Raw genomic sequence first — 20,044 nt, 5'->3', positions numbered from 1 at the left:
ACTAAAAATGAGATGTTAAGCGGGTCGCAATTTCACTTTTTACATTATCACAAGCATGAGAAGGACGACAAAAATGGGATTTCCTGCCCAAAATTTCATCGACATTAAGACTTTTTTAGCGACATAAAAAAGCCCCACATTAGAGTGGGGCAAAACTTCCATCGCTTATAGTTATAGTGATAATTCTGTCGATCTATTCGATTATCTAACCTGCGTTTCAGTTAGCGTGCTGTCCTTTAAAAAACTAAAACAGCACTGAGTTAATCGAATTAACCAAAGTCACCGTTTACGTAACCTTTAGTACGATCATCTTTTGGTTCGCTGAAGATAACACTCGTTTCGTTGTGCTCTACTAGCTCTCCCATTAGGAAGAAAGCCGTGCGGTCTGAGATACGACGCGCTTGCTGCATTGAGTGCGTTACGATAACGATAGTGAAGTCTTTCTTCAGATCTTCCATCAATTCTTCAATCTTGTGTGTCGCGATTGGATCAAGTGCCGATGTAGGCTCATCCATCAGGATTACATCCGGCTCCATTGCAATCGTACGAGCGATACATAGACGCTGTTGTTGACCACCAGACAAACCAAACGCGTGTGCTTTAAGACGGTCTTTCACTTCATCCCAAAGTGCCGCACTGCGTAGTGAGCTTTCTACTACTTCATCAATGTGTTTCTTGTCTTTGATACCTTGAGCACGTAAGCCGTAAGCGACATTCTCGTAGATGCTCATTGGGAATGGGTTTGGCTTTTGGAATACCATGCCTACACGAATACGTAGGTCAGCCACATCAATATTGCCGTAGATGTTTGTGCCATCCATATCCAGCTTACCTTTGATAGTAACGCCTTCAATTAGGTCATTCATGCGGTTCAAGCAACGCAGCAGCGTCGATTTGCCACAACCCGATGGGCCAATCAGAGCCGTTACCTGACGCGTTGGAATTGGCAGGTTGATAGATTTAAGCGCTTGGTTGTCGCCGTAAAACAGATCTAGGTTCTCAATATCAAATTTGTTCATATTCGTAATCTCTAAATTCTTAAATTCGTGTCTAACTTGATGCTTTCTTTATCACGGTGGCTCTCTTTATTGTTGAGCCAGCTAATGAGCTTAGTAAGTTGCCGTGTTGAAGCGTCTCGCAATCAGTTTTGTAACCATGTTGATCAAGAGAACCAATACGATTAGGACTGTCGCCGTGCCGTAGGCTTGGTTCCACTCATCGATAGTAAATAGCTCTGTTGTCAGCTTATATAGGTGAACCGTTAGTGTACGGCCAGAATCGAATACCGACTCAGGAACACGTGCCACCATACCTGCTGTTAAAAATACAGGTGCTGATTCGCCAATTACACGACCAATACTAAGAATGACCGAAGTTAAGATACCTGGCATTGCGCTTGGTAAGATCAAACGCCAGATAGTGTAGATTTTTGAAGCGCCAAGGCCGTATGAACCTTCACGATAAGTTTGTGGTACTGACATCAATGCTTCTTCTGTAGTACGAATGATTACAGGAAGAATCAGGATACTTAGTGTTAGTGCACCCGACAGAATCGAGAAGCCAAGACCAAGAATCGAAACAAAGAAGGTCATACCGAACAGACCAAAGATAATCGATGGAATACCCGCTAAAGATTCTGTACAGAAACGAATCACTTTAACCAGTTTACTGCCCACTTTTGCGTATTCGGTTAGGTATATTGCCGTCATAATACCGAGTGGCGCCGCCACTGCAATCGATGCGATTACCATGTAGATCGTGGCAATGATCATTGGGAAAATACCACGTTCTTCACCGGTTCGAGTGTAGTCGTCGGTGATGAAGTTCCAGTCTACGTATTGCAGGCCATTCGATAGGATGTACCAAATGATCCAGAATAAGAAACCAACGGTGACTGCTGCTGCCGCCCAGATAAAGCCTTTCAAGACATTATCTTTCATTTGACGTGCTTGTTTTAGTTTTACGCGATCCATATTACTTATCCTCGCCTACTTCGTTTTTTCACGATTAAGATAAAGCAGAGCACCATTCAACATCATGATGAATACCAGAAGCACAACGCCGGTTGCGTACAGTGCACTCGCGTGAATACCACTTGCGTAAGACATTTCAATAGCAATGTTTGCGGTTAGCGTACGAGCCGAATCCAAAATACCTTCTGGCATTGCTGGCGCATTACCCATCACCATGATGATTGCCATCGTTTCGCCAAGTGCACGACCGATACCCAGAATCACACCCGTCATAATGCCTGAACGTGCAGCAGGAACGAGTAACTTAAAAATCGTGTAGATTTTCGAAGCACCCAGTGCAAGTGAACCTTCTTTGTACGTACGAGGTACAGCGCGGATCGAAGTTTCAGAAACCGTAATAACGGTAGGAAGAATCATGATACCCAGAACAATGATACCCGCGAAGATAGTGTTACCCGCTGGTACTTGGAAGATGTTCTGAATCATAGGAACGATGATTACTAGACCGAAGAAGCCGTAAACTACCGACGGGATACCCGCTAGAAGCTCTACTGCTGGTCGAATAATATCGGCAAGACGCTTAGGAGCAATCTCAGCAATAAAAATAGCGGTTAATACACCGACGGGTACACCAACAACTACAGCGCCAAGTGTCGAGACAATCGATGCAACAATCATGGTTGCAACGCCGAATAGAGCTGGCGGTAACCAATCCACACCCAGAACGATGCCAGAAACACCAGCCTCTTGGAATGCAGGGATACTCTCTGCAACGATAAAGTAAGCGATAACGGCTAGTGATACGATGCCGATTACAGCACTCGATAAGAACAAGCCGTGGAAGATTCTTTCTCTCCAGTCGATGCGCTTCTTAGCTCGTAGACTTGGCTTGTTGATTTGAGTCGCTTCAGTATTCATAAGCTTTTCACTATTTGCGATGGTCATATATAAAATCTCAAACTTTGTGGCTCAACAAGAGCTCGAAATAGACAAAGTTGAAAGAAAAGGCTCAGCCTAAGTTAGGCTGAGCAATAATTAAGTGTTGGTCAGTTAAGATTAGTTAACTGTGATGTAGCCTTTCTTGTCAGCGATAGCTTGAGCTTCATCTGCAACCATCCAATCTAGGAATTGTTGAGTTTCAGCTGTTGGAGCGCCGGCTTTGTAAAGAACTAGGAAAGGACGAGCAACTTTGTAAGAACCGTTCTTTACGTTCTCAACTGATGCTGCTGCGCCGTCGATAGTTAGAGCTTGAACTGTGTTATCTACAGTACCAAGAGAGATGAAGCCGATAGCGTATGGGTTGCTTGCTACAGAAACTTTAAGTGCGCCGTTACCGTTTGCAACTTGAGCACGTTGAGAGATAGCCGATACTTTCTTGTCGCCAATCTTCTTCTTAAGTTTCATGATGTCTTCGAATGCACCACGTGTACCAGATGCAGTATCACGAGTGATTGCTACGATTGGCTTGTCAGCACCACCAACATCTTTCCAGTTAGTGATATCGCCTTTGTAGATTGAAGTGATTTGCTCAGCTGTAAGAGCAGATACTTCGTTATTTGGGTTAACAACAACTGCGATACCGTCACGAGCGATAACGAGCTCTTTCAGGTCAGCTGTTTTCTCTTCTTCTTTTAGGTCACGAGAAGAGATACCAAGGTCAGCACTTCCATTTTTTGCTGCTTTGATGCCTGCAGAAGAACCTGGTGCTTGAATTTCGATGAACACTGGTTCGCCTTTATTCATGTAGGTTTCTGCAAAAACTTCAACCAGTGGAGAAGCACTGTTAGAGCCAACTACAGAGATAGTTTCTTTAGCTGAAGCTGTATTCACTGTTAGAGCGCCTAGTAGTGCGATTGCACCGATAACTGTCTTTTTCATCACAAATTTCCTTTAGTGGCGTTATTGCCGTAATGTTTTGCTTGAACGAGGCCTACTTTAGAATCCGAATGTGACAGTTGTGTTTCACTTAATTGAAGCCTATATGACAACTACAATTTATTTTCTTGTTTTTCCCCTACCAAATAGCCTTGAAGTAATAAATTGGCCTCATTCATAGGCGCTGAATATTCATTCCAACCTATTTAAGCCAAACCGCTCAATATCTCGCCCCCTGTCATTACCTAATACCGCACAAGGTTCCTCGTCAAATAACCCTATCTTAAAAATGGCTAAAGCCTTGTTTGTACGATAAATAATCAGAATTTATGAAATATCTATCGCATATATAAAAATAGCATCTATTACTGATTGAATTGTCATTCTCAATAGTTAGAATCACTGATTAATAACAATAATAACAATTGCTTCTGCTCATTTACTTATTCATAGAAGGACAATACATGCGCCAACTTCTCAGTGGCTTATCAATCAAAATACAAATTCTGATTCCAGTACTCTTTTCCGTCGTACTACTTTTGACGGGTGTCATTATCGGTGGTGACAAACTGGAAAATGCTTTTAAAGATGTATCAACAGCAACAGATCAGCTGATTCTACATAAAGAAGAGCTTAGCGAAATCGTCGACAACAGCTACGGCATGCGCATCAAGGCGATCTATAGCTTATTTAATCCTGACGACGTCAAAACGCTTGTCGAAACGCTAAATCAAAAACGTGACCAAAATACTCGTCTACTGAACTCGCTTGATACCGTACCAGGCATGCAAGATGAAGTAGCCGCAATGAGCAAGGCGATGAATCACTACGTTGACTTTTCTCGCACCACCATGCTTCCTCTATTAAGAGCGAAACACGGCGATGCATCGCTCTCCTCAGATTTTGATAACCGCTACCAGGTTGCAATCGACCAATACCGTCACGCGGGTAATGAAATGGTGCAAGCAATCAACACGCTTTCTAAAAAGCTCAACTTACTTGCCACCCAAGAAGTCGACACCAATGGCCAACAGCACACCAGCACACTCAATACCGCGACTATTGCGCTGTTAGTGATTCTTTCAATCGCATTAGTCATCAGTTGGACGCTTGCTGGCATCATTGTTAAGCCGCTTAGCAATATCCAAGAAACCATGCGCGAAGTAGCAAAAGGTAACCTGCTAGTAAAAGCCGAAGAACATGGTGACAACGAAATATCTCGCCTTGCCCAAGACGTAAACAAATCTGTTGAGCAATTGCGTGACACGGTAAGCTCACTGTCTCGAATCAGTATTGAAGTAGCGTCTGCGTCTACAGAACTGGCGGCAGTAATGACGCAATCAAGTGCTAACTCTGATCAAGAGAAGCAAGAGGTTGAACAGGTTGCTTCTGCTGTAAATCAACTTGAGAGCACAGCATCACACGTCAACGAGAATGCAGTACAAGCCGACTCAGCTTCCAAGCAAGCCGACGAAATGGCAACACACAGCATGAGCTTGTTTAACGAGAGCAACCAAGCTAATGAGCAAATGGCAATTCAGCTGAGCGAAGCGGCAAATGTTGTAGGCACGTTAAAAGAGCACTCCGAGCAGATTGGTAAGGTAATTGAAGTAATTCAAAGCATCTCTGAACAAACTAACCTTCTTGCACTTAATGCAGCAATTGAAGCCGCGCGTGCAGGTGAAAGCGGTCGTGGTTTCGCAGTTGTTGCCGATGAAGTTCGAATGCTGGCGGCACGTACCCAAGATTCAACCAAAGAAATCCAAGCAATTATAGAAGGTTTGCAGGTTCAATCGGGTAACGCCAATGAGAGCATGAGCAGTTCACTGTCTATGTTAGAGCACAACCAAACGCTCTCGGGCGAGGTAAGCGCAGCCCTTTCTGGTATTGCGAACTCGGTAACCGACATGACTGAGATTAACACTCAGGTTGCCTCTGCCGCAGAAGAGCAAAGCCAAGTGACTGCAGACATCAACCGCAATATCTCAAACATCTACAGCCTAGTAAGCCAAAACGTAACCGGCATTACCCAAGCTGCAGCAGCAAGCCACGAGCTATCTAACTTAGCCGAGCAACAGAAGCAGCAGTTGGATTACTTTAAGGTATAGGGTTTAAGGTATTAAGTTGAGGGAGTAAGGTTTAACGCATAAATTTTAGGCACTTAGCTTTATTTACGTTACAACTCACCTCATAACAAAAAACCAGTCCTCGTGACTGGTTTTTTATTTTCGATAGATTTTTTACTAAATCAGCAAACCTTACTGACCGTTCTCAGCAGCTCTGATTCTTTCAATCGCTTCTACCCTTCTCAGCTGCTGTGGCTGAAAATGAGCTTCTCTAAGCTGGGCGATCGTCTCTTTTTGTTCAATTTCTGAGAGTGCTGAGTCATTCAAAATGTCATTTCGTTCAACAAAGTAAATCTCTAGAGCTCCATCAAAGTCCGCCCTTTGTTGATCAAGCGCTTCGAGCCTCTGCGTCGCTTGTTCGCCAACCAGTTCGCTTCTCTTCAAGTATTTTCCTTGTTCATCTAGGCCTTGTGAGCTGGATAGTTGCTGTAATAACACCTGATTTTGATGGCTCGTTTGAACGTAATCTGGTTGTTCAGATAGATAAGATTCAAGCCTTTGCTGGTATTCTGATTCGTCTAGCCCTTCTTGTTTCAGAAGTAACTTTTCTAAAGCGATTTCCCTCATTCTGTTGTCATGGGTAAATAGAATACTTATCTCGCTCTCACTGAAAAATTCAGATTGGAGATCGAGCAACGCTTGATTGAGTGCGCGTAAGTCCTCTGCAGATATTGATGTGGTGTCAAATTGCACGTCTAATGATGTCAGTGCCGACTTGTACTCAAGATATTTGGCAAACAGTGCTTCATCGACAATCGTAACTTGTGATTGCTCGTGGTGTTTAGCCACATTGTCGCGAATATCTTCGAGTGTTAATTCGGTATTACCTGATACGAAATATTCCATCATGTCTTTGGCTGATGCGTTATCGATTTCGGTATCTTGTTGAGAGGCCACCTTCAATGAAGAAGCGCTTTGTTCATTATCACTATATGAATTTGGATCTTCCTTTTGTAGATACAAAAAGACCGCCGCTGTGCTCATCAGGGCTATCGTGGTTATCGACAAAATGGCGGTCTTTTTCATCATACTTTCCTTGTTCTCTTTATGAATGGGCAGTGCAACCTAAAGGCCAGCCAACTTCAATCGATTGGCGTGTTGACGATATAGCGTCACGGGATCGGTCTCAAAGAGGTGGTGAATACCCAATAACCCATTAATCTCGTCTAGGTGGTTCATTTTGTAATCATCACCAATCACTTTGCCCAAATGCGCGCTGCATGCTCCCACTAAACCATCATTAGGTTCATTGAATGCTAAGCCAAGGATTGTCATCGCTCCGTCGGTAGGATCGAGAAGATTGGTGAAAGTGGAGGATCCTGTCCATGAATAATAATAAACACCGTTATTGGCTTGCCATTCACCATCGCCACACTCAGACGTCGGAACGCCTTCAGGATAAAACTGATTGAATGCAAGCGAACCTTCGGTGGTCAACGCTTCAAGGGAAGCAAGGCCATCTTGATCAAGATCCGTTCCGCCAGATAATAGGTTGATAAGCGTCGTCAATCCACCAGCCAACTTAACCGCAATACCTTCCGCGGCTGAGCCTTCTGATACGGTTCCACGCACGAGGTCGGCGACTTTCGAGCCTTTATGAACACCACCAATGCTCGTCACCGAAGCAACCAAATCAGGACGTACTGATGCCACATAGCGCGCTGTTGGTCCGCCGTGGCTGTGACCAACTAGGTTCACCTTACTTGCCCCTGTCGCGGCTAACAGTGTTTCAACTTGAGCCAACAATTGCTCGCCACGTACTTCAGAGCTATTGGTGGCTGATACTTGCGCTACATAGACGCTCGCACCATCTTTGGTTAGGGATTCAGGTACGCCATAGAAGTAATCGACACCCGCTAATTTATCGAAACCAAACAGACCATGTACCAACATAATGGGGTATTTCGTTTGTGTGTATCCACTGACCTCTAATGCCGATGCGCTTGTTCCGGCATAAGCGCCAAAACTGGATAGACAGGCTATCGTCCAAATTAATATCTTTTTCAATGCTCTTTCCTTAAACAGATTAGACCTCTGATGAGTGAAAGAACCGTAGTTGATGATTTTATAAAACAGAAAATAGAAACTTGATATTTGTGATGTTGAACTTGAATTAAACAGCTGTGATGAACATTAGAAAAATAGAATCGGACCAGACATCGAACCACAATAAGCTATTGATTAAATTAATTTTTAACAAAAACCATGAAGCTATAACTTCAATTATCTTGACCAAATAAAAACCAACATTCACAAAACAATTTATCTCGTTTAGATCTGCGGCGACAAACTGGCAAGTCATAGCCCACTAAAATCGAATATTAATGATAAATCCCTCGCTTCGACTTGATTATTTTTCAATCAGAAAGTCGTTGGAAATTTGATACTTATACCAATTATGAAACGCCAACAACCTGAATATATTGACGAGAATTATTGATTCTAGATATAGGTCGTACCAGTTATTTACTTATCCACTTATCAACAAGCAAGAGGCAAGAGGCAAGAGGCAAGAGGCAACAAGAAATAGACAACAAGCAACAACGTTTTGTTTGGCTCACTAAATACAAAAGAGAATACAGTGATGAAAAATACGGCTTTAATACTCGCGTTAACCATACCATTTGGGGCTTATGCTGCTGATGACTCCATACCGACACCAGAATCGATGACATCCGCACAAGTGCTCAGTACACAAGGTTCTGAGACCTATTCTTATGTTCGATGTTGGTATCGAACCGATGCATCGCACGACTCTGCAGCCACCGACTGGAAGTGGGCGAAAAAAGAAAACGGCGACGATTACACGATCAACGGATATTGGTGGTCTTCTGTTTCTTTCAAGAACATGTTCTACAGTGATACCCCACAGTCTGAAATCAAAGAGCGTTGCGAACAGACTCTCGGCATCCAACATGACGCCGCTGACATTACCTACTTTGCCGCAGACAACCGCTTCTCTTACAATCACTCCATCTGGACCAACGATAACGCTGTGCAAGCCAATACCATTAATCGCATTGTCACTTTTGGTGATAGCCTCTCTGACACTGGGAACCTATTTAATGGCTCTCAATGGGTTTTCCCAAATGCAAACTCATGGTTTCTAGGGCACTTTTCAAACGGTTTGGTTTGGACCGAATATCTAGCAAAAGCCAAAGACGTTCCTCTTTATAACTGGGCCGTCGGTGGCGCAGCAGGTACCAATCAATACGTGGCACTGACTGGCGTCTATGATCAAGTCACCTCTTACCTAACCTACATGAAAGTCGCTAAAAGCTATCGTCCAGAAAAATCCTTGTTTACTCTAGAGTTTGGGCTCAATGACTTTATGAATTACGACCGAGAAGTCGCTGATGTGAAAGCTGATTTCAGTAGCGCTTTAATCCGATTAACGGAATCTGGTGCGAGTAATATTCTACTGTTTACATTACCCGATGCGACCAAAGCGCCGCAATTCAAATACTCGACTGAGCAAGAGATCATTAAAGTACGTGGCAAGATCTTAGAGTTCAACCAATTCATCAAAGCGCAGGCCGAGTATTACCAAAGCCAGGGGAAAAACATGGTGTTGTTCGATGCAAGTACATTGTTCGCCAGCATTACCGATGACCCAGAACAACATGGCTTTCGAAACGCGAGTGACGCCTGTCTTGATATCAATAGAAGCTCAGCAGCAGACTACTTACGAAGCCATAGCTTGACTAATGATTGCGCAACCTATGGTTCAGACAGTTATGTATTCTGGGGCGTGACACACCCAACTACGGCCACTCACAAATACATCGCCGATCATGTTTTGGCGTACTCGTTCTCTACCTTTGATTTCTAACGAGGAAACCTCGTCGAGTATCATCAAATACCGTCTGTAAGTACCAGAAGCTAAGGGCTTACACGAAGTACAGGTACAAAAAAACCGCCATCATCGGCGGTTTTTTATTTGCATCAACCTTTCAAAGCTAAGCTTTTAGGTCACACAAGTTGATTACTCGTCGTCCACTTTTGGTGCGACTTTCTTCTTAGGGATAAACACGGTATCACCCACAGCCACATTTTGGTGGAAGCTCTTATCGCGCTTAACCGGTTTCTTCGGCGTTTTCTTAACTTGAGTGCTGGTCTTCTTCTTCGCAGGTCCGCCTTTAGCAAAAGCAGGTTTACGAGGCTTAATACCTTTGAATTTACCTTTTAGACCTTCAAGCACAGAGAAAGTAAGATCTTGTTGAAGGTAAAGCTCAACACGCTTAAAGCTGTCCCAGTCTTTTGGACCAACCAAAGAGATTGCATCACCTTTGTTACCCGCACGACCAGTACGACCAACACGGTGCACGTACTCTTCTGTATGCTTAGGCATATCAAAGTTGATAACGTGGCTTACGTTTGGAATATCGATACCACGCGAAGCAACATCGGTTGTTACCAAGATCTTGTAAACCGCACGCTCAAATTGACTCATGATCGCGTTACGTTGCGTTTGGTTTAGGTTGCCACTCAATGCAACGGCTTTAAGCTTCTTCTCGTTTAACTTATCCGTTAAACGATCAGTATCGGCACGAGTTGCAGTGAAGATCATCACCTGACGGTATTCAGCTTCTTCAATCACACGATCCAAGATCGCTTCTTTGTGATCGAGATGGTCACACAGGTAGAACTTCTGAGTGATATCAAGGTGCTGCTCGTTAGAAACACCAACAGAGATACGCTTAGGTGCGTCTAACATTTCATTTGCAATGCCATTCACTTCCGCGTGATCAAGCGTCGCAGAGAACATCAACGTTTGACGACGACGGTGCTTAGCTGCATTCGCAATGCGACGCAATTCAGGTGCGAAACCTAAATCCAGCATACGGTCAGCTTCATCAAGAATTAGCGTTTCAACACCATCTAAAAACAGTGAGCGGTGCTCAAGGTGATCGGCCAGACGACCTGGAGTCGCAACAATAAAACGAGGGTACTTACGCAGGGCTTTAACTTGGTCGTTAAAGTTTTCACCACCCAAGATAAGTGTGGCTTCGTAAGACAGACCGCCAAGCATGCTACGCAGCTCGCCGTAAACTTGTTTTGCTAGCTCACGAGTAGGAGCCAAAATTACACCACGAGGATCTTTAGCAGAAAACGCTTTTGTTTTTAATGCTTTATGTATCATCGGCAACACAAACGCCAATGTTTTACCTGATCCCGTTTTTGATGAAGCCAATAGATCCTTACCAGCAATAGCAACAGGGATCGCTTTTGATTGGATCTCTGTCGCTTTCTTGAAGTCGTAATGTTTTAAGTTCTTCAGTAAGCGGTTATCTAAGCCTAAATCTTTAAAGTGCAAAGGACTCTCCAGTCATGATGGTATTGAATAAAATTAATTTAACGTGACATGATACCGCGAAAGTACTTTATAAGGATAGAGATCACAGTAAATTTATCCTTTTATCTGATGTTAACTAGAATATTGTATGCGTTGCTAACAAAGGGACCACTCTCCAAAGTAGTATCAAAACGACCTCGAAACCCATCATCTCAGAAATGAGACAGAACGTGATGCTTAGCTAATTACCTCAAAAATTTAGCAATTTCTTTAGTTATTGTTTTTGCAGTTAAAAAATTAGTCGCTACAATCATTAATGAAGCGACTATATGACAAAGAATGTATAGCGCATCTTTTGATGATAAATAAGCAAGGAGTTCTTATGAATAAGACGTTAATCGCAGCTGCAGCCTCAGTATTTATTTTAGCTGGTTGTTCTTCAGAACCTGAAGAAGCAGCAGTATCAGAAATGGACCAACTAACTAACCAAGTTGCTGAGCTAAGCAGCGAAGTAGAAGCACTTAAGAGTGACAAAGCGGCTGCTGAAATGAAAGCTCAAGAAGCATCAGCTGCGGCTATGGCAGCAAAAGAAGAAGCGGATCGTGCTAACGACCGTATCGACAACATTGCTGAGTCTTACACTAAGTAATTGAGATAGAAGCTCAATGAAGCTGTAGATTTCAAAAGACGTATATACATGCAGTAAATTGACAACACCACCTCTTTTAGAGGTGGTGTTTTTTATTGAGGGGAAAGAAAAAGAAAGCTATGGGGCTTTACTCACAACCGATCAAATTAGAACTCAATCACAGGCGGTGCAATTTCAACAGGCACACCATTTTGAGCAAAGATGACTGCTTTGGCTTTTGAATTAGGAAGATCAGCGTCTTCAAGCCACCATTTTAGTTCAACAGGGATTTGCAGTAATTTCTTAGAGCCATCACTTCGCGTCAAAGGTTCGTGAGCTTCAACAAATACACTTCTATCTGGCTCCAAAGACACCTTAATCGGCTCATCGATTATTGTGACTTGTTCACCACGACTCACCTGTTCAAAAAGCCACTCGATATCTTTAGGTTCCATACGGATACACCCAGAACTGACTCTCAAACCTATCCCGAAATCCTTATTAGTACCATGTATCAGATAATCACCAGCACCATAAGCAAGTCGCAATGCATATTCACCTAAAGGATTTTCAGGCCCAGCGGGAACCACTCTTGGTAGCTCAATCCCTTTTTCTAAGTACTCTTTGCGAATTGAGCTTGGAGGAGTCCAGGTCGGGTTAGGTCTTTTTTGGCTGATCTTAGTGATCATCTCGGGAGTATCACGCCCTACTCGACCAATACCGACAGGGAAAACATGCACCTGATTTTTCTCAGGCTCAAAGTAGTACAACCTCAACTCGGCAAGGTTAATCACAATGCCTTTTCTCGGAGTATCCGGCAGAATCAAACGGCTAGGAATACTTAACACATAGCCTTCAGCAGGAAGAAAAGGATCGACCCCTTTGTTTGCCGCCATTAAAGAGAGAAAGCCAATATCGTATTGCTTTGCAATGATCGCCAAGGTTTCACCCGCCGCAACTTCGTGTTGCTGTATTCTGCCCACGATACGGCTTTCTGTTGGTGGCAACTCAAAAGTTGCAGCAGACACCCACGACGAAGTCATCGCGCCAGCAAGCAAAATGATTACCCGAGCAAGTAAAGCTGTTCTCACAGCAAACAAAGTCGTTCTAATCGTAATCAATGTGGACTTAACAGCGATCAATGTGGATTTAACAGCGACCAACGCTAGCTTATGTAACCTTGTTTTCGTCTGTAACTGTGTTTTCATCGAGTGCGAAGGCGTCGAGTTAGCGCAATACGACATACAATTCCTTGGTTTGTCTCTTTATCAAAGTTTAGATTATCGCTGATCAAACGTCTCTACAACGTATTGTTGCCTCCAAGGCAATATGCAACAGATTTAAATTTCGAGCTTTATCTTTAAATATCGAGCAATTTACCCATACAAAATCGATTGCCTTTACGCTTTCAACATATTTGGTTATCAATATTAATAAAACTATAATGGCAAAGCGGTTTTGTGACTAAAGTCTCATGGAGCCTCGTTTTAACTCGCTAATATTGCCTCAACAAAACGAATTCAATTCAACAGAATCGGTAATTGATTAAATCCTGTTCCTATCATTACCGTTTAAACTTTGGAGAACGACCATGGCTACACCTCATATTAATGCTCAAGCTGGTGATTTCGCAGAAACAGTACTTATGCCGGGCGACCCGCTTCGCGCAAAATACATTGCAGAAACATTCCTTGATGACGTGAAGCAAGTTTGTGACGTTCGCAACATGTTTGGTTACACAGGCACTTACAAAGGTAAGAAAGTTTCTGTAATGGGCCACGGTATGGGTATCCCATCATGCTGCATCTACGTACACGAGCTTATCGCTGAATACGGCGTGAAAAACGTTATTCGCGTAGGTAGCTGTGGTGCGGTACGTGACGACGTTAAACTAATGGACGTTGTTATCGGTATGGGTGCTTCTACAGACTCAAAAGTAAACCGCATTCGTTTCAACAACCACGACTTCGCTGCAATCGCTGATTTCGGTCTTCTAGAAGAAGCTGTAAACCAAGCACGTGCACAAGAAGTTCCAGTTAAAGTTGGTAACGTATTCTCTGCAGACCTTTTCTACACTCCAGAAGCTGACCTTTTCGAGAAAATGGAAAAGCTAGGCATCCTTGGTGTTGATATGGAAGCGGCTGGTATCTACGGTGTTGCTGCGGATCTTGGTGCTAAAGCACTAACCATCCTAACAGTGTCTGACCACATCATCCGTGGTGAGAAATTAAGCTCTGAAGATCGTCAAAAATCTTTCAACGACATGATGAAAGTTGCTCTAGAGACTGCAATCAACATCTAACGACTTGAATAAGATACATTGAAAAGCGTTACCCCGCAGCCAAGCTTACTTGGCTGCTCAAATAATCCCGAGGGGGAGATCGTGTCTAACGACAAGCTGCCAAAAGATGCGGATGGTTTGCAACTCAACTTTTGTAAAACATTGGCGTGTGACAACTTTGGCTTGAGCGATGCAAAACGGTATGTTTTGCAACACGCAAACCCTAAGCGTCCGGCGATGGTTTGTCGTGAATGTGGAGCTTTCCCCCCCTTACTTAACAATCGTGAAGTGTTAAGCGAACTTCATCGCCTAAGACAACTTCACAGCGATGGCCTTCCTGCTTGCCGCAATGATGATTGCGATAACTTTGGCCTATCGGTTCACACCCACAAACATCTTTATCATGCCTTCGGTTACAGCGGTGACAGGCAGCGTTATCGATGCAAAGACTGCCAATCAACCTTCGTTGACAAGTGGTCTGGGTCCAATAAAAAACTTCAGTTTCAAGAGAACCTCATGGGCTTGTTGTTCATGGGCTATTCCGTACGTGAAATCTGCAGAAAACTAGAGATCAACCCAAAGACTTTCTATGATCATGTTGACCACATCGCGAGCCGTTGCCGTCGTAAATTAGCGATGATCGATGCACGATGGGTTAATCATGCCAAAGATTATCAATTCGCTTCTCACTATCAACGTCTACAACCGCAAAGCAACAATGGTGTGGTTTGGATAGCGACGGGTGAGGCGCATTCTGGCTATATCCTTTGCCAACACGTCAACTATTCTCAAAATGAAGAGCCTTCAGGGAATGTTGATCACAATCCTTACGATGACGTTGCGCGTTTTGTATCCAAAGATCACTCATCAGAAGCGAACCTCGAACAACCTCAGCCATCTGACAAGTTGAAAGAGCGTATTGAACAGCAGTACCAAGTGATTTTAGCGAGAGGTAACGTTGAGGATCCTATGGGTAACCTCACCACATTTAGCTACCCTTCGAAAGGCGCGCTGATTCGACCGCCTTATACCTCTTATGCTCACTTCCTACATGTGCTTGATATGTGTAATGAAGATAAGCATGTCGCTATCTATATGCCACAAGATCCATTACTAAGATCTGCCGCTTTAAGTGTATGTTTGCCGCGCATTCAGAGTCAAAATATTGACCTTATGTATGTAGAGGAAGATCCCGGCTGGCAAGACGATCAAAGTTTCGAAAAGATCGACATCGTTCACATGAGTTGGTGGCGCGATCGTTGGGCTATCGCAAATCAAGGTGATAACCAGAAAGGTATTTGCTACCTAACGGGTAACAATCCAGAACCAAAACAGTGGTTTAACACTGCCTCAATTCAGCAAACCAAGTTCTATCAACAACGCTTCCAGCTGTTATTTGATAGCTTCATTAATGAGCCCAGACGTAAGCTTCGTCCTGGGGGCATTCTTCCATTGCTCGACATATTTAGAGCTTGGCACAATCTGTGCTACCAAGATAAGCAAGGGCTCACGGCAGCGCAGCGCTTAGGTGTAGCAGAGCAGCCATTGACCCTAAAGCAACTACTTTCATAGAAACAGACCTCTAGATAATTATTCGGGAACTCATTGATTTTAAAGCAACAACATGAGGTAACACCCATAATTGGAAAAGATACATGTTCCTTTAAGGCCCTAAGAAAGATAATTGGTGCTTATCTCAAATCACACTCTTATAATGATTGTGTTATCAATATGTTCGATAATTATGGATCTAACTCTTGGACAAAAATCAGTACCTTCTTGAAACAGAACTAGAACAACTCAAAACTCGTGTCGACTCTGAGCCATCGGTGATCCTAGAGATTGCTCAACAGTGCCTAGTCCGATCGGAGCAAGTTCTGTTTGAAGAGGGTGCTATCCAGTCGTTAATGTTAATGGCAAGGTGTAGCTGGAACCTGATGGATTACCAAAAAGGTTTGAAGTACATCAAGGAAGCCTATAAGCGCCAGAACCGATTAGATACCGACCTTTTCCTCCCTGAAATCCTCCATTTACACGCGCTCCAGTACTGGGGACAAGCCAAGTACTATTCCGCCCAACAGTTCTGGATCAATGCCTTAGAGCAATCTGCACTGGTTGATGAAGTCGAGATTCAAATTGAATGTCTCATTGGGCTTGGCAACATTTGGCGAATGACTCATGAATATAAGCTTGCACGTTCTACCCATCAGCTTGCCGTTAAAGTGGCTAACAACAGCCGCATTGGTTGGCTAGAAGGCAAAGCAAGAATACTGCTCGCTTGGGATTACTACCTGCTTAACAACTATGTTGAAATGCTGTCGGTACTCGACGGTGCAGAAGAGGCGTTAAAAGAGCATAAAGATAATACTTGGCATGCCGAAGTATGGGACTTTCGAGGCCTTGCTCTGCTTGGGCTTGAACGTCTAGATGATGCAGAGCGCGCGACAGCCAAAGCGCACAATCTAGCCGTAGAACATAACCTCGTTTGGATGAAAGCGCACTCTTACATCAGTCGAGCTCGATTGGAGCTCCTGAGAAAAAGACCAGAACAAGCGGCAGAATTGCTGAAACTCGCTGAACACTCTGCAAATGAATTCGATAATGGTGAGTTGCTTAGCCAAATTTGTTACCAACAATCCTTGGTTGCAGAAGAAAACCAAGATTTCAAAGCTGCATTGGTCGCCTTTAAAAAGTACCGTCAATATTCCATCGGTATGCTTAAAGAGCAAACTAATCGTGTCGGTTTAGACAAAGCGCGCAGTTCAAAACGCCAACTTGAACAGAGAGCACGAAAGCTGATTAATCGTATTCGTGGCCAGCATGAGTACGATCCTGAAAAGCATCTCTCTTATGTCGTCTCTGAAACCTTTTGGTGGGAGAAGCTGGTCCTCTTTAAGACAGAACTTAAGCGCTCGAACCACAGCATCATTATGTTCCATCATGTCGATACCGATTATTTAGATGTCTGTACCGAGATTGCTCATACCTTGTGTAATCAAAACGACTTCATCGCTAGGCTGAGTTCAGAGCGTGTTGCTATGATGCTTTCAGAGAAAGGCGAAGCCGCAGAACAAACCTTCCAAACTCTCAGCACCATGCTAGAAATATATCCATGGCATAGAAAAGGATTAAAAGGTTCGAGACCTACCGTCAGCCTCAATGATATTTTGACGTTCCCGTTCACTCTTGAACAATTAGAAGAAGACGATGCTGAGGTAATAGAATAATGGAAACCCTATTACGCAAAATCACAGATGCTGGTTTAGACCCTTCATCGGTATCGGGTGAAGAAGCGATCATATTCTGGAACCACATTCGCCAGCACGTTTCGACCACGCAAACTGAGCAAGCGCACTGCTATATCATCAGCTCTGAGTACCGTGCCGAGTTGCAACAAAATCAAACTAGTATCGAAGAACTCAGGCTTGCACTCGACCTACTCCACCTTCCTGTAGATATCGAAGACATTCTCACAGTAAAGACCAGCCTAAGCGACCGCTTAGTTGAAATTGGTGATTACACATCGGCACTGAATGAATTCGTCAGCTCATCGACAATTGCGGTTGAACACGGCCATATCGATGAATATGTATTGGCTATCTTAGGCATGGGGAACCTTTGTGATGCCTATGGTGATCACAACAGAGCTCTTCGCTATTACCAAAAAATCAGCAGTATAGACCACGCGATTAGCAGTCGCTCACTTCGCCTCAAATTCAAGCTGCATATGGTAGCAAGCCTACTTCTGCTCAACCGCATTACCGCGGCCAGCGATTTACTGAATGAGTGCGAAGAACTAAGTATTTTGGTAAGTGACAAGTTGCTCACAGCTCAAATATTGCTTTACCAGGCGAAAGTGCTTCGTGCTAAGAAGAAATACCAAGAAGCGCTACGTTGCCTATCAAAAGTTCAATACCCAGCCAACAGCACTCAAGCAAGCTGGCTCGCGACCATGACTCGTCTCGAGTTAGCACATTGCCTAAGTGCAACCGGAAAGCAAGACTATGCGAGCATGATTTTGTCGAGCACAGACAAACGTGTAAAAGCCTACTCATCGCCAGTGCTTGCAAAGCGTTTCTATGACTCTTTGAGTGACGTATGTATGAATCAGGGCCGTTTTCAAGAAGCTCTGAGCTATGAGAAAAAAGGTTACCGAATTGAAACGGATCTGATGAAGCAGATCCCGATCAGCGAACTCGGTGCAAGCCAACTACGCCGCCTATCGCGTTTTGAGTTACAACTCAAACTCATTCTCTCTGAACAAGAAAATAGAGAACTCAAAGAGACGACTGAACAACACAAGAATACAGTTGCTCAACTACAACAAGATGTTTTCACCGACCCACTGACCGGGTTACACAACCGTCGATGGTTAGATGTAAAACTAAAAGACCTGTTGCTTCACGAAGCACCTTTCGCCTTGATGGTTGTTGATATCGACCACTTTAAGTCTATCAATGATGAACTAAGCCACTTAGTGGGTGATAAAGCGATTGTCAGCGTTTCTCAAGAGCTGCGCTCATACTTTAAGTTTAGGGGCGCGTCATGTGTCAGATTTGGCGGAGAAGAATTCCTCGTCATTCTTGAGAACACTGATCTTCCTAAAGCAGAAATGCACTCTGAAAATTATCGAGAGCGCATCTTCCAATTCGGTTGGCATGAGATACTTGGGGAGCGCGGTTTGACCGTAAGTATCGGTATCACTTTACATCGTGACGGAGAGAATACTCAGCGTACCTTCTATCGTGCCGATAAAGCGCTATACCGAGCTAAAGCCAACGGCCGTAATCAAGTGTGTACAGAGTAGTGGCATGTAGCTCTGTGACTCTATAGTTCTGTAGTTCTGTAGTTCTGTAGTTCTGTAGCTAAGCCTGCATCTTATTGATAAAAGAACAGAGATATTCCAGCAAGGGCAGCAAGCGTCCCTATGACGCTTTGCTTTGACACCTTCTCCCCTTTAATCGCATAAATCACCAAAATAAAGACCGGACTGGTCGCTATCAATGTTTGTGCAATCGCAGGGTTCGCATTCTTCAATGCAACTTGCTGAAGCCACAATGCCAAAAAGGTTCCGACAAATATTGCCCCTAATAACCAAAGTTTATCGAGCTTGGTCATTTCCCATAAATCTCTTTTTATCGATGAATACGGCTTCTTTTCAAAAAAAGGGATAATCAGCATTACGGCAAACACACCTATCGTGAGACGAATCAGTGCACCTAATATTGGTGGGATATCACCCGCCACTAACGCGTAATGAGAAATAACCACACCGGATGCCTGACAAACACTCGCCACAAGCCCATAACCAATGCCACCCCACTGCGCTTTATCATTCGATTCACCGCTCACCGATTTTGATGGCTGGAAGACAACGAAGGTCACCGCTAGTGTTGTAATCACGACACCGAGCCAACTTTGTACTGTCAATACAGCGCCAAGGAACATTAATGCCAGCACACCAGAAAGAGGTGGTGCTAAAGATTCCAGTAACAGCGTCTTATTGGCACCGATTCTTTTCAACGCCGCAAAATAGGCGCTATCTCCAATCGCAATGCCAATCACACCTGAAATTGCCAATATCAGAAAATGATTGGTACTCAGTTCAAACTCCGGCATCGGGATAAGAGGCATTACCAGTAACATCATCCCTGACGCCACCACACCCTTAACAATGTTCAATTGCATCGCAGAGAAGCGATGTCCAAATTGCCCATAGATCCATGTCGCACATGCCCACACAATTGCAGCGCCAATGGCCGCCAATTCACCTATATACATCCGTATTTATCCCTTGTGGTTATGCACGTCATTTAGAATCGTAGCTGTCATCATTTCAGCTGAAATACCAACCAGAAAGCCGAA

At 43.8% G+C, this 20,044-nt stretch carries 16 protein-coding genes; 7 read left to right on the top strand and 9 right to left on the bottom strand.

The window, feature by feature from the left end:
- Positions 1-269: 269 nt before the first annotated feature.
- From pstB to AACT19_RS25120, 4 genes are all read right to left on the bottom strand, one after another.
- A complete protein-coding gene (gene pstB, locus AACT19_RS25135; RefSeq protein ID WP_004732036.1) occupies positions 270-1,019 on the bottom strand; it encodes a phosphate ABC transporter ATP-binding protein PstB in 750 nt (249 codons plus the stop codon).
- Between the two features lie 90 nt (positions 1,020-1,109).
- Complete coding sequence (pstA, locus tag AACT19_RS25130; protein WP_004732038.1) at positions 1,110-1,973, bottom strand: phosphate ABC transporter permease PstA; 864 nt, start codon at positions 1,971-1,973, stop codon at positions 1,110-1,112.
- Positions 1,974-1,988: 15 nt separating this feature from the next.
- Entirely contained in the window at positions 1,989-2,918 is a 930-nt protein-coding gene (gene pstC / locus AACT19_RS25125) for a phosphate ABC transporter permease subunit PstC (RefSeq protein WP_004732040.1), read from the bottom strand.
- 111 nt (positions 2,919-3,029) lie between these two features.
- Positions 3,030-3,851 carry a phosphate ABC transporter substrate-binding protein gene (locus AACT19_RS25120; RefSeq protein ID WP_004732042.1) on the bottom strand — a complete coding sequence of 274 codons (822 nt, stop codon included), beginning with the start codon at positions 3,849-3,851 and terminating at the stop codon, positions 3,030-3,032.
- A gap of 461 nt (positions 3,852-4,312) precedes the next feature.
- Here AACT19_RS25120 and AACT19_RS25115 point away from each other — a divergent pair, with 461 nt between their 5' ends.
- On the top strand, positions 4,313-5,956 hold the full coding sequence (locus tag AACT19_RS25115) for a methyl-accepting chemotaxis protein (RefSeq protein ID WP_076649358.1): 1,644 nt from the start codon (positions 4,313-4,315) through the stop codon (positions 5,954-5,956).
- A 150-nt stretch (positions 5,957-6,106) separates the two neighbouring features.
- Here the strand turns inward: AACT19_RS25115 and AACT19_RS25110 are convergent, their stop codons facing one another.
- Positions 6,107-7,000 (bottom strand): lipase secretion chaperone, encoded by an 894-nt coding sequence (locus tag AACT19_RS25110; RefSeq protein WP_004732057.1) that lies wholly within the window; start codon positions 6,998-7,000, stop codon positions 6,107-6,109.
- A 39-nt stretch (positions 7,001-7,039) separates the two neighbouring features.
- On the bottom strand, positions 7,040-7,981 hold the full coding sequence (locus tag AACT19_RS25105; protein WP_076649349.1) for a lipase family alpha/beta hydrolase: 942 nt from the start codon (positions 7,979-7,981) through the stop codon (positions 7,040-7,042).
- A gap of 577 nt (positions 7,982-8,558) precedes the next feature.
- Here AACT19_RS25105 and AACT19_RS25100 point away from each other — a divergent pair.
- Positions 8,559-9,806 (top strand): SGNH/GDSL hydrolase family protein, encoded by a 1,248-nt coding sequence (locus AACT19_RS25100; protein ID WP_076649347.1) that lies wholly within the window; start codon positions 8,559-8,561, stop codon positions 9,804-9,806.
- Between the two features lie 153 nt (positions 9,807-9,959).
- Here the strand turns inward: AACT19_RS25100 and AACT19_RS25095 are convergent, their stop codons facing one another.
- Positions 9,960-11,291, bottom strand: a complete 1,332-nt coding sequence (locus tag AACT19_RS25095; RefSeq protein WP_004732064.1) for a DEAD/DEAH box helicase — start codon at positions 11,289-11,291, stop codon at positions 9,960-9,962.
- 361 nt (positions 11,292-11,652) lie between these two features.
- Here AACT19_RS25095 and AACT19_RS25090 point away from each other — a divergent pair, with 361 nt between their 5' ends.
- Complete coding sequence (locus AACT19_RS25090) at positions 11,653-11,919, top strand: Lpp/OprI family alanine-zipper lipoprotein (RefSeq protein WP_004732066.1); 267 nt, start codon at positions 11,653-11,655, stop codon at positions 11,917-11,919.
- A 146-nt stretch (positions 11,920-12,065) separates the two neighbouring features.
- Here AACT19_RS25090 and AACT19_RS25085 read toward each other — a convergent pair whose 3' ends face one another.
- Complete coding sequence (locus tag AACT19_RS25085) at positions 12,066-13,142, bottom strand: L,D-transpeptidase family protein (protein ID WP_076649345.1); 1,077 nt, start codon at positions 13,140-13,142, stop codon at positions 12,066-12,068.
- A 347-nt stretch (positions 13,143-13,489) separates the two neighbouring features.
- Between AACT19_RS25085 and deoD the strand changes: the two genes are divergently transcribed.
- The 4 genes from deoD (at position 13,490) to AACT19_RS25065 (ending at position 18,986) form a co-directional block, all read left to right on the top strand.
- A complete protein-coding gene (deoD, locus tag AACT19_RS25080; RefSeq protein ID WP_004732072.1) occupies positions 13,490-14,200 on the top strand; it encodes a purine-nucleoside phosphorylase in 711 nt (236 codons plus the stop codon).
- Between the two features lie 81 nt (positions 14,201-14,281).
- Positions 14,282-15,751, top strand: coding sequence for a lactate dehydrogenase (locus tag AACT19_RS25075; protein ID WP_029222154.1), 1,470 nt, complete (start codon positions 14,282-14,284; stop codon positions 15,749-15,751).
- A gap of 185 nt (positions 15,752-15,936) precedes the next feature.
- Complete coding sequence (locus AACT19_RS25070) at positions 15,937-17,406, top strand: hypothetical protein (protein ID WP_017078601.1); 1,470 nt, start codon at positions 15,937-15,939, stop codon at positions 17,404-17,406.
- Positions 17,406-18,986: a GGDEF domain-containing protein gene (locus AACT19_RS25065; RefSeq protein ID WP_076649343.1), complete on the top strand. Its 1,581-nt coding sequence runs from the start codon at positions 17,406-17,408 to the stop codon at positions 18,984-18,986. The genes AACT19_RS25070 and AACT19_RS25065 overlap by 1 nt, the downstream gene beginning before the upstream one ends.
- Positions 18,987-19,057: 71 nt before the next feature.
- On the opposite strand, the gene AACT19_RS25060 is transcribed toward AACT19_RS25065, so the two are convergent.
- On the bottom strand, positions 19,058-19,960 hold the full coding sequence (locus AACT19_RS25060) for a DMT family transporter (protein ID WP_076649341.1): 903 nt from the start codon (positions 19,958-19,960) through the stop codon (positions 19,058-19,060).
- Positions 19,961-20,044 lie beyond the last annotated feature (84 nt).

The sequence above is a fragment of the Vibrio sp. 10N.222.47.A9 genome (genome assembly GCF_963872585.1).
Classification (GTDB): Bacteria; Pseudomonadota; Gammaproteobacteria; order Enterobacterales; family Vibrionaceae; genus Vibrio; species Vibrio splendidus.
This window is presented reverse-complemented; position numbering and strand designations above follow the sequence as displayed.

Coding starts and splice junctions, on each gene's coding strand:
- pstB (WP_004732036.1), bottom strand. CDS start 1,019: ATGAACAAATTTGATATTGAGAACCTAGATCTGTTTTACGGCGACAAC.
- pstA (WP_004732038.1), bottom strand. CDS start 1,973: ATGGATCGCGTAAAACTAAAACAAGCACGTCAAATGAAAGATAATGTC.
- pstC (WP_004732040.1), bottom strand. CDS start 2,918: ATGACCATCGCAAATAGTGAAAAGCTTATGAATACTGAAGCGACTCAA.
- AACT19_RS25120 (WP_004732042.1), bottom strand. CDS start 3,851: ATGAAAAAGACAGTTATCGGTGCAATCGCACTACTAGGCGCTCTAACA.
- AACT19_RS25115 (WP_076649358.1), top strand. CDS start 4,313: ATGCGCCAACTTCTCAGTGGCTTATCAATCAAAATACAAATTCTGATT.
- AACT19_RS25110 (WP_004732057.1), bottom strand. CDS start 7,000: ATGAAAAAGACCGCCATTTTGTCGATAACCACGATAGCCCTGATGAGC.
- AACT19_RS25100 (WP_076649347.1), top strand. CDS start 8,559: ATGAAAAATACGGCTTTAATACTCGCGTTAACCATACCATTTGGGGCT.
- AACT19_RS25090 (WP_004732066.1), top strand. CDS start 11,653: ATGAATAAGACGTTAATCGCAGCTGCAGCCTCAGTATTTATTTTAGCT.
- AACT19_RS25085 (WP_076649345.1), bottom strand. CDS start 13,142: ATGTCGTATTGCGCTAACTCGACGCCTTCGCACTCGATGAAAACACAG.
- deoD (WP_004732072.1), top strand. CDS start 13,490: ATGGCTACACCTCATATTAATGCTCAAGCTGGTGATTTCGCAGAAACA.
- AACT19_RS25065 (WP_076649343.1), top strand. CDS start 17,406: ATGGAAACCCTATTACGCAAAATCACAGATGCTGGTTTAGACCCTTCA.
- AACT19_RS25060 (WP_076649341.1), bottom strand. CDS start 19,960: ATGTATATAGGTGAATTGGCGGCCATTGGCGCTGCAATTGTGTGGGCA.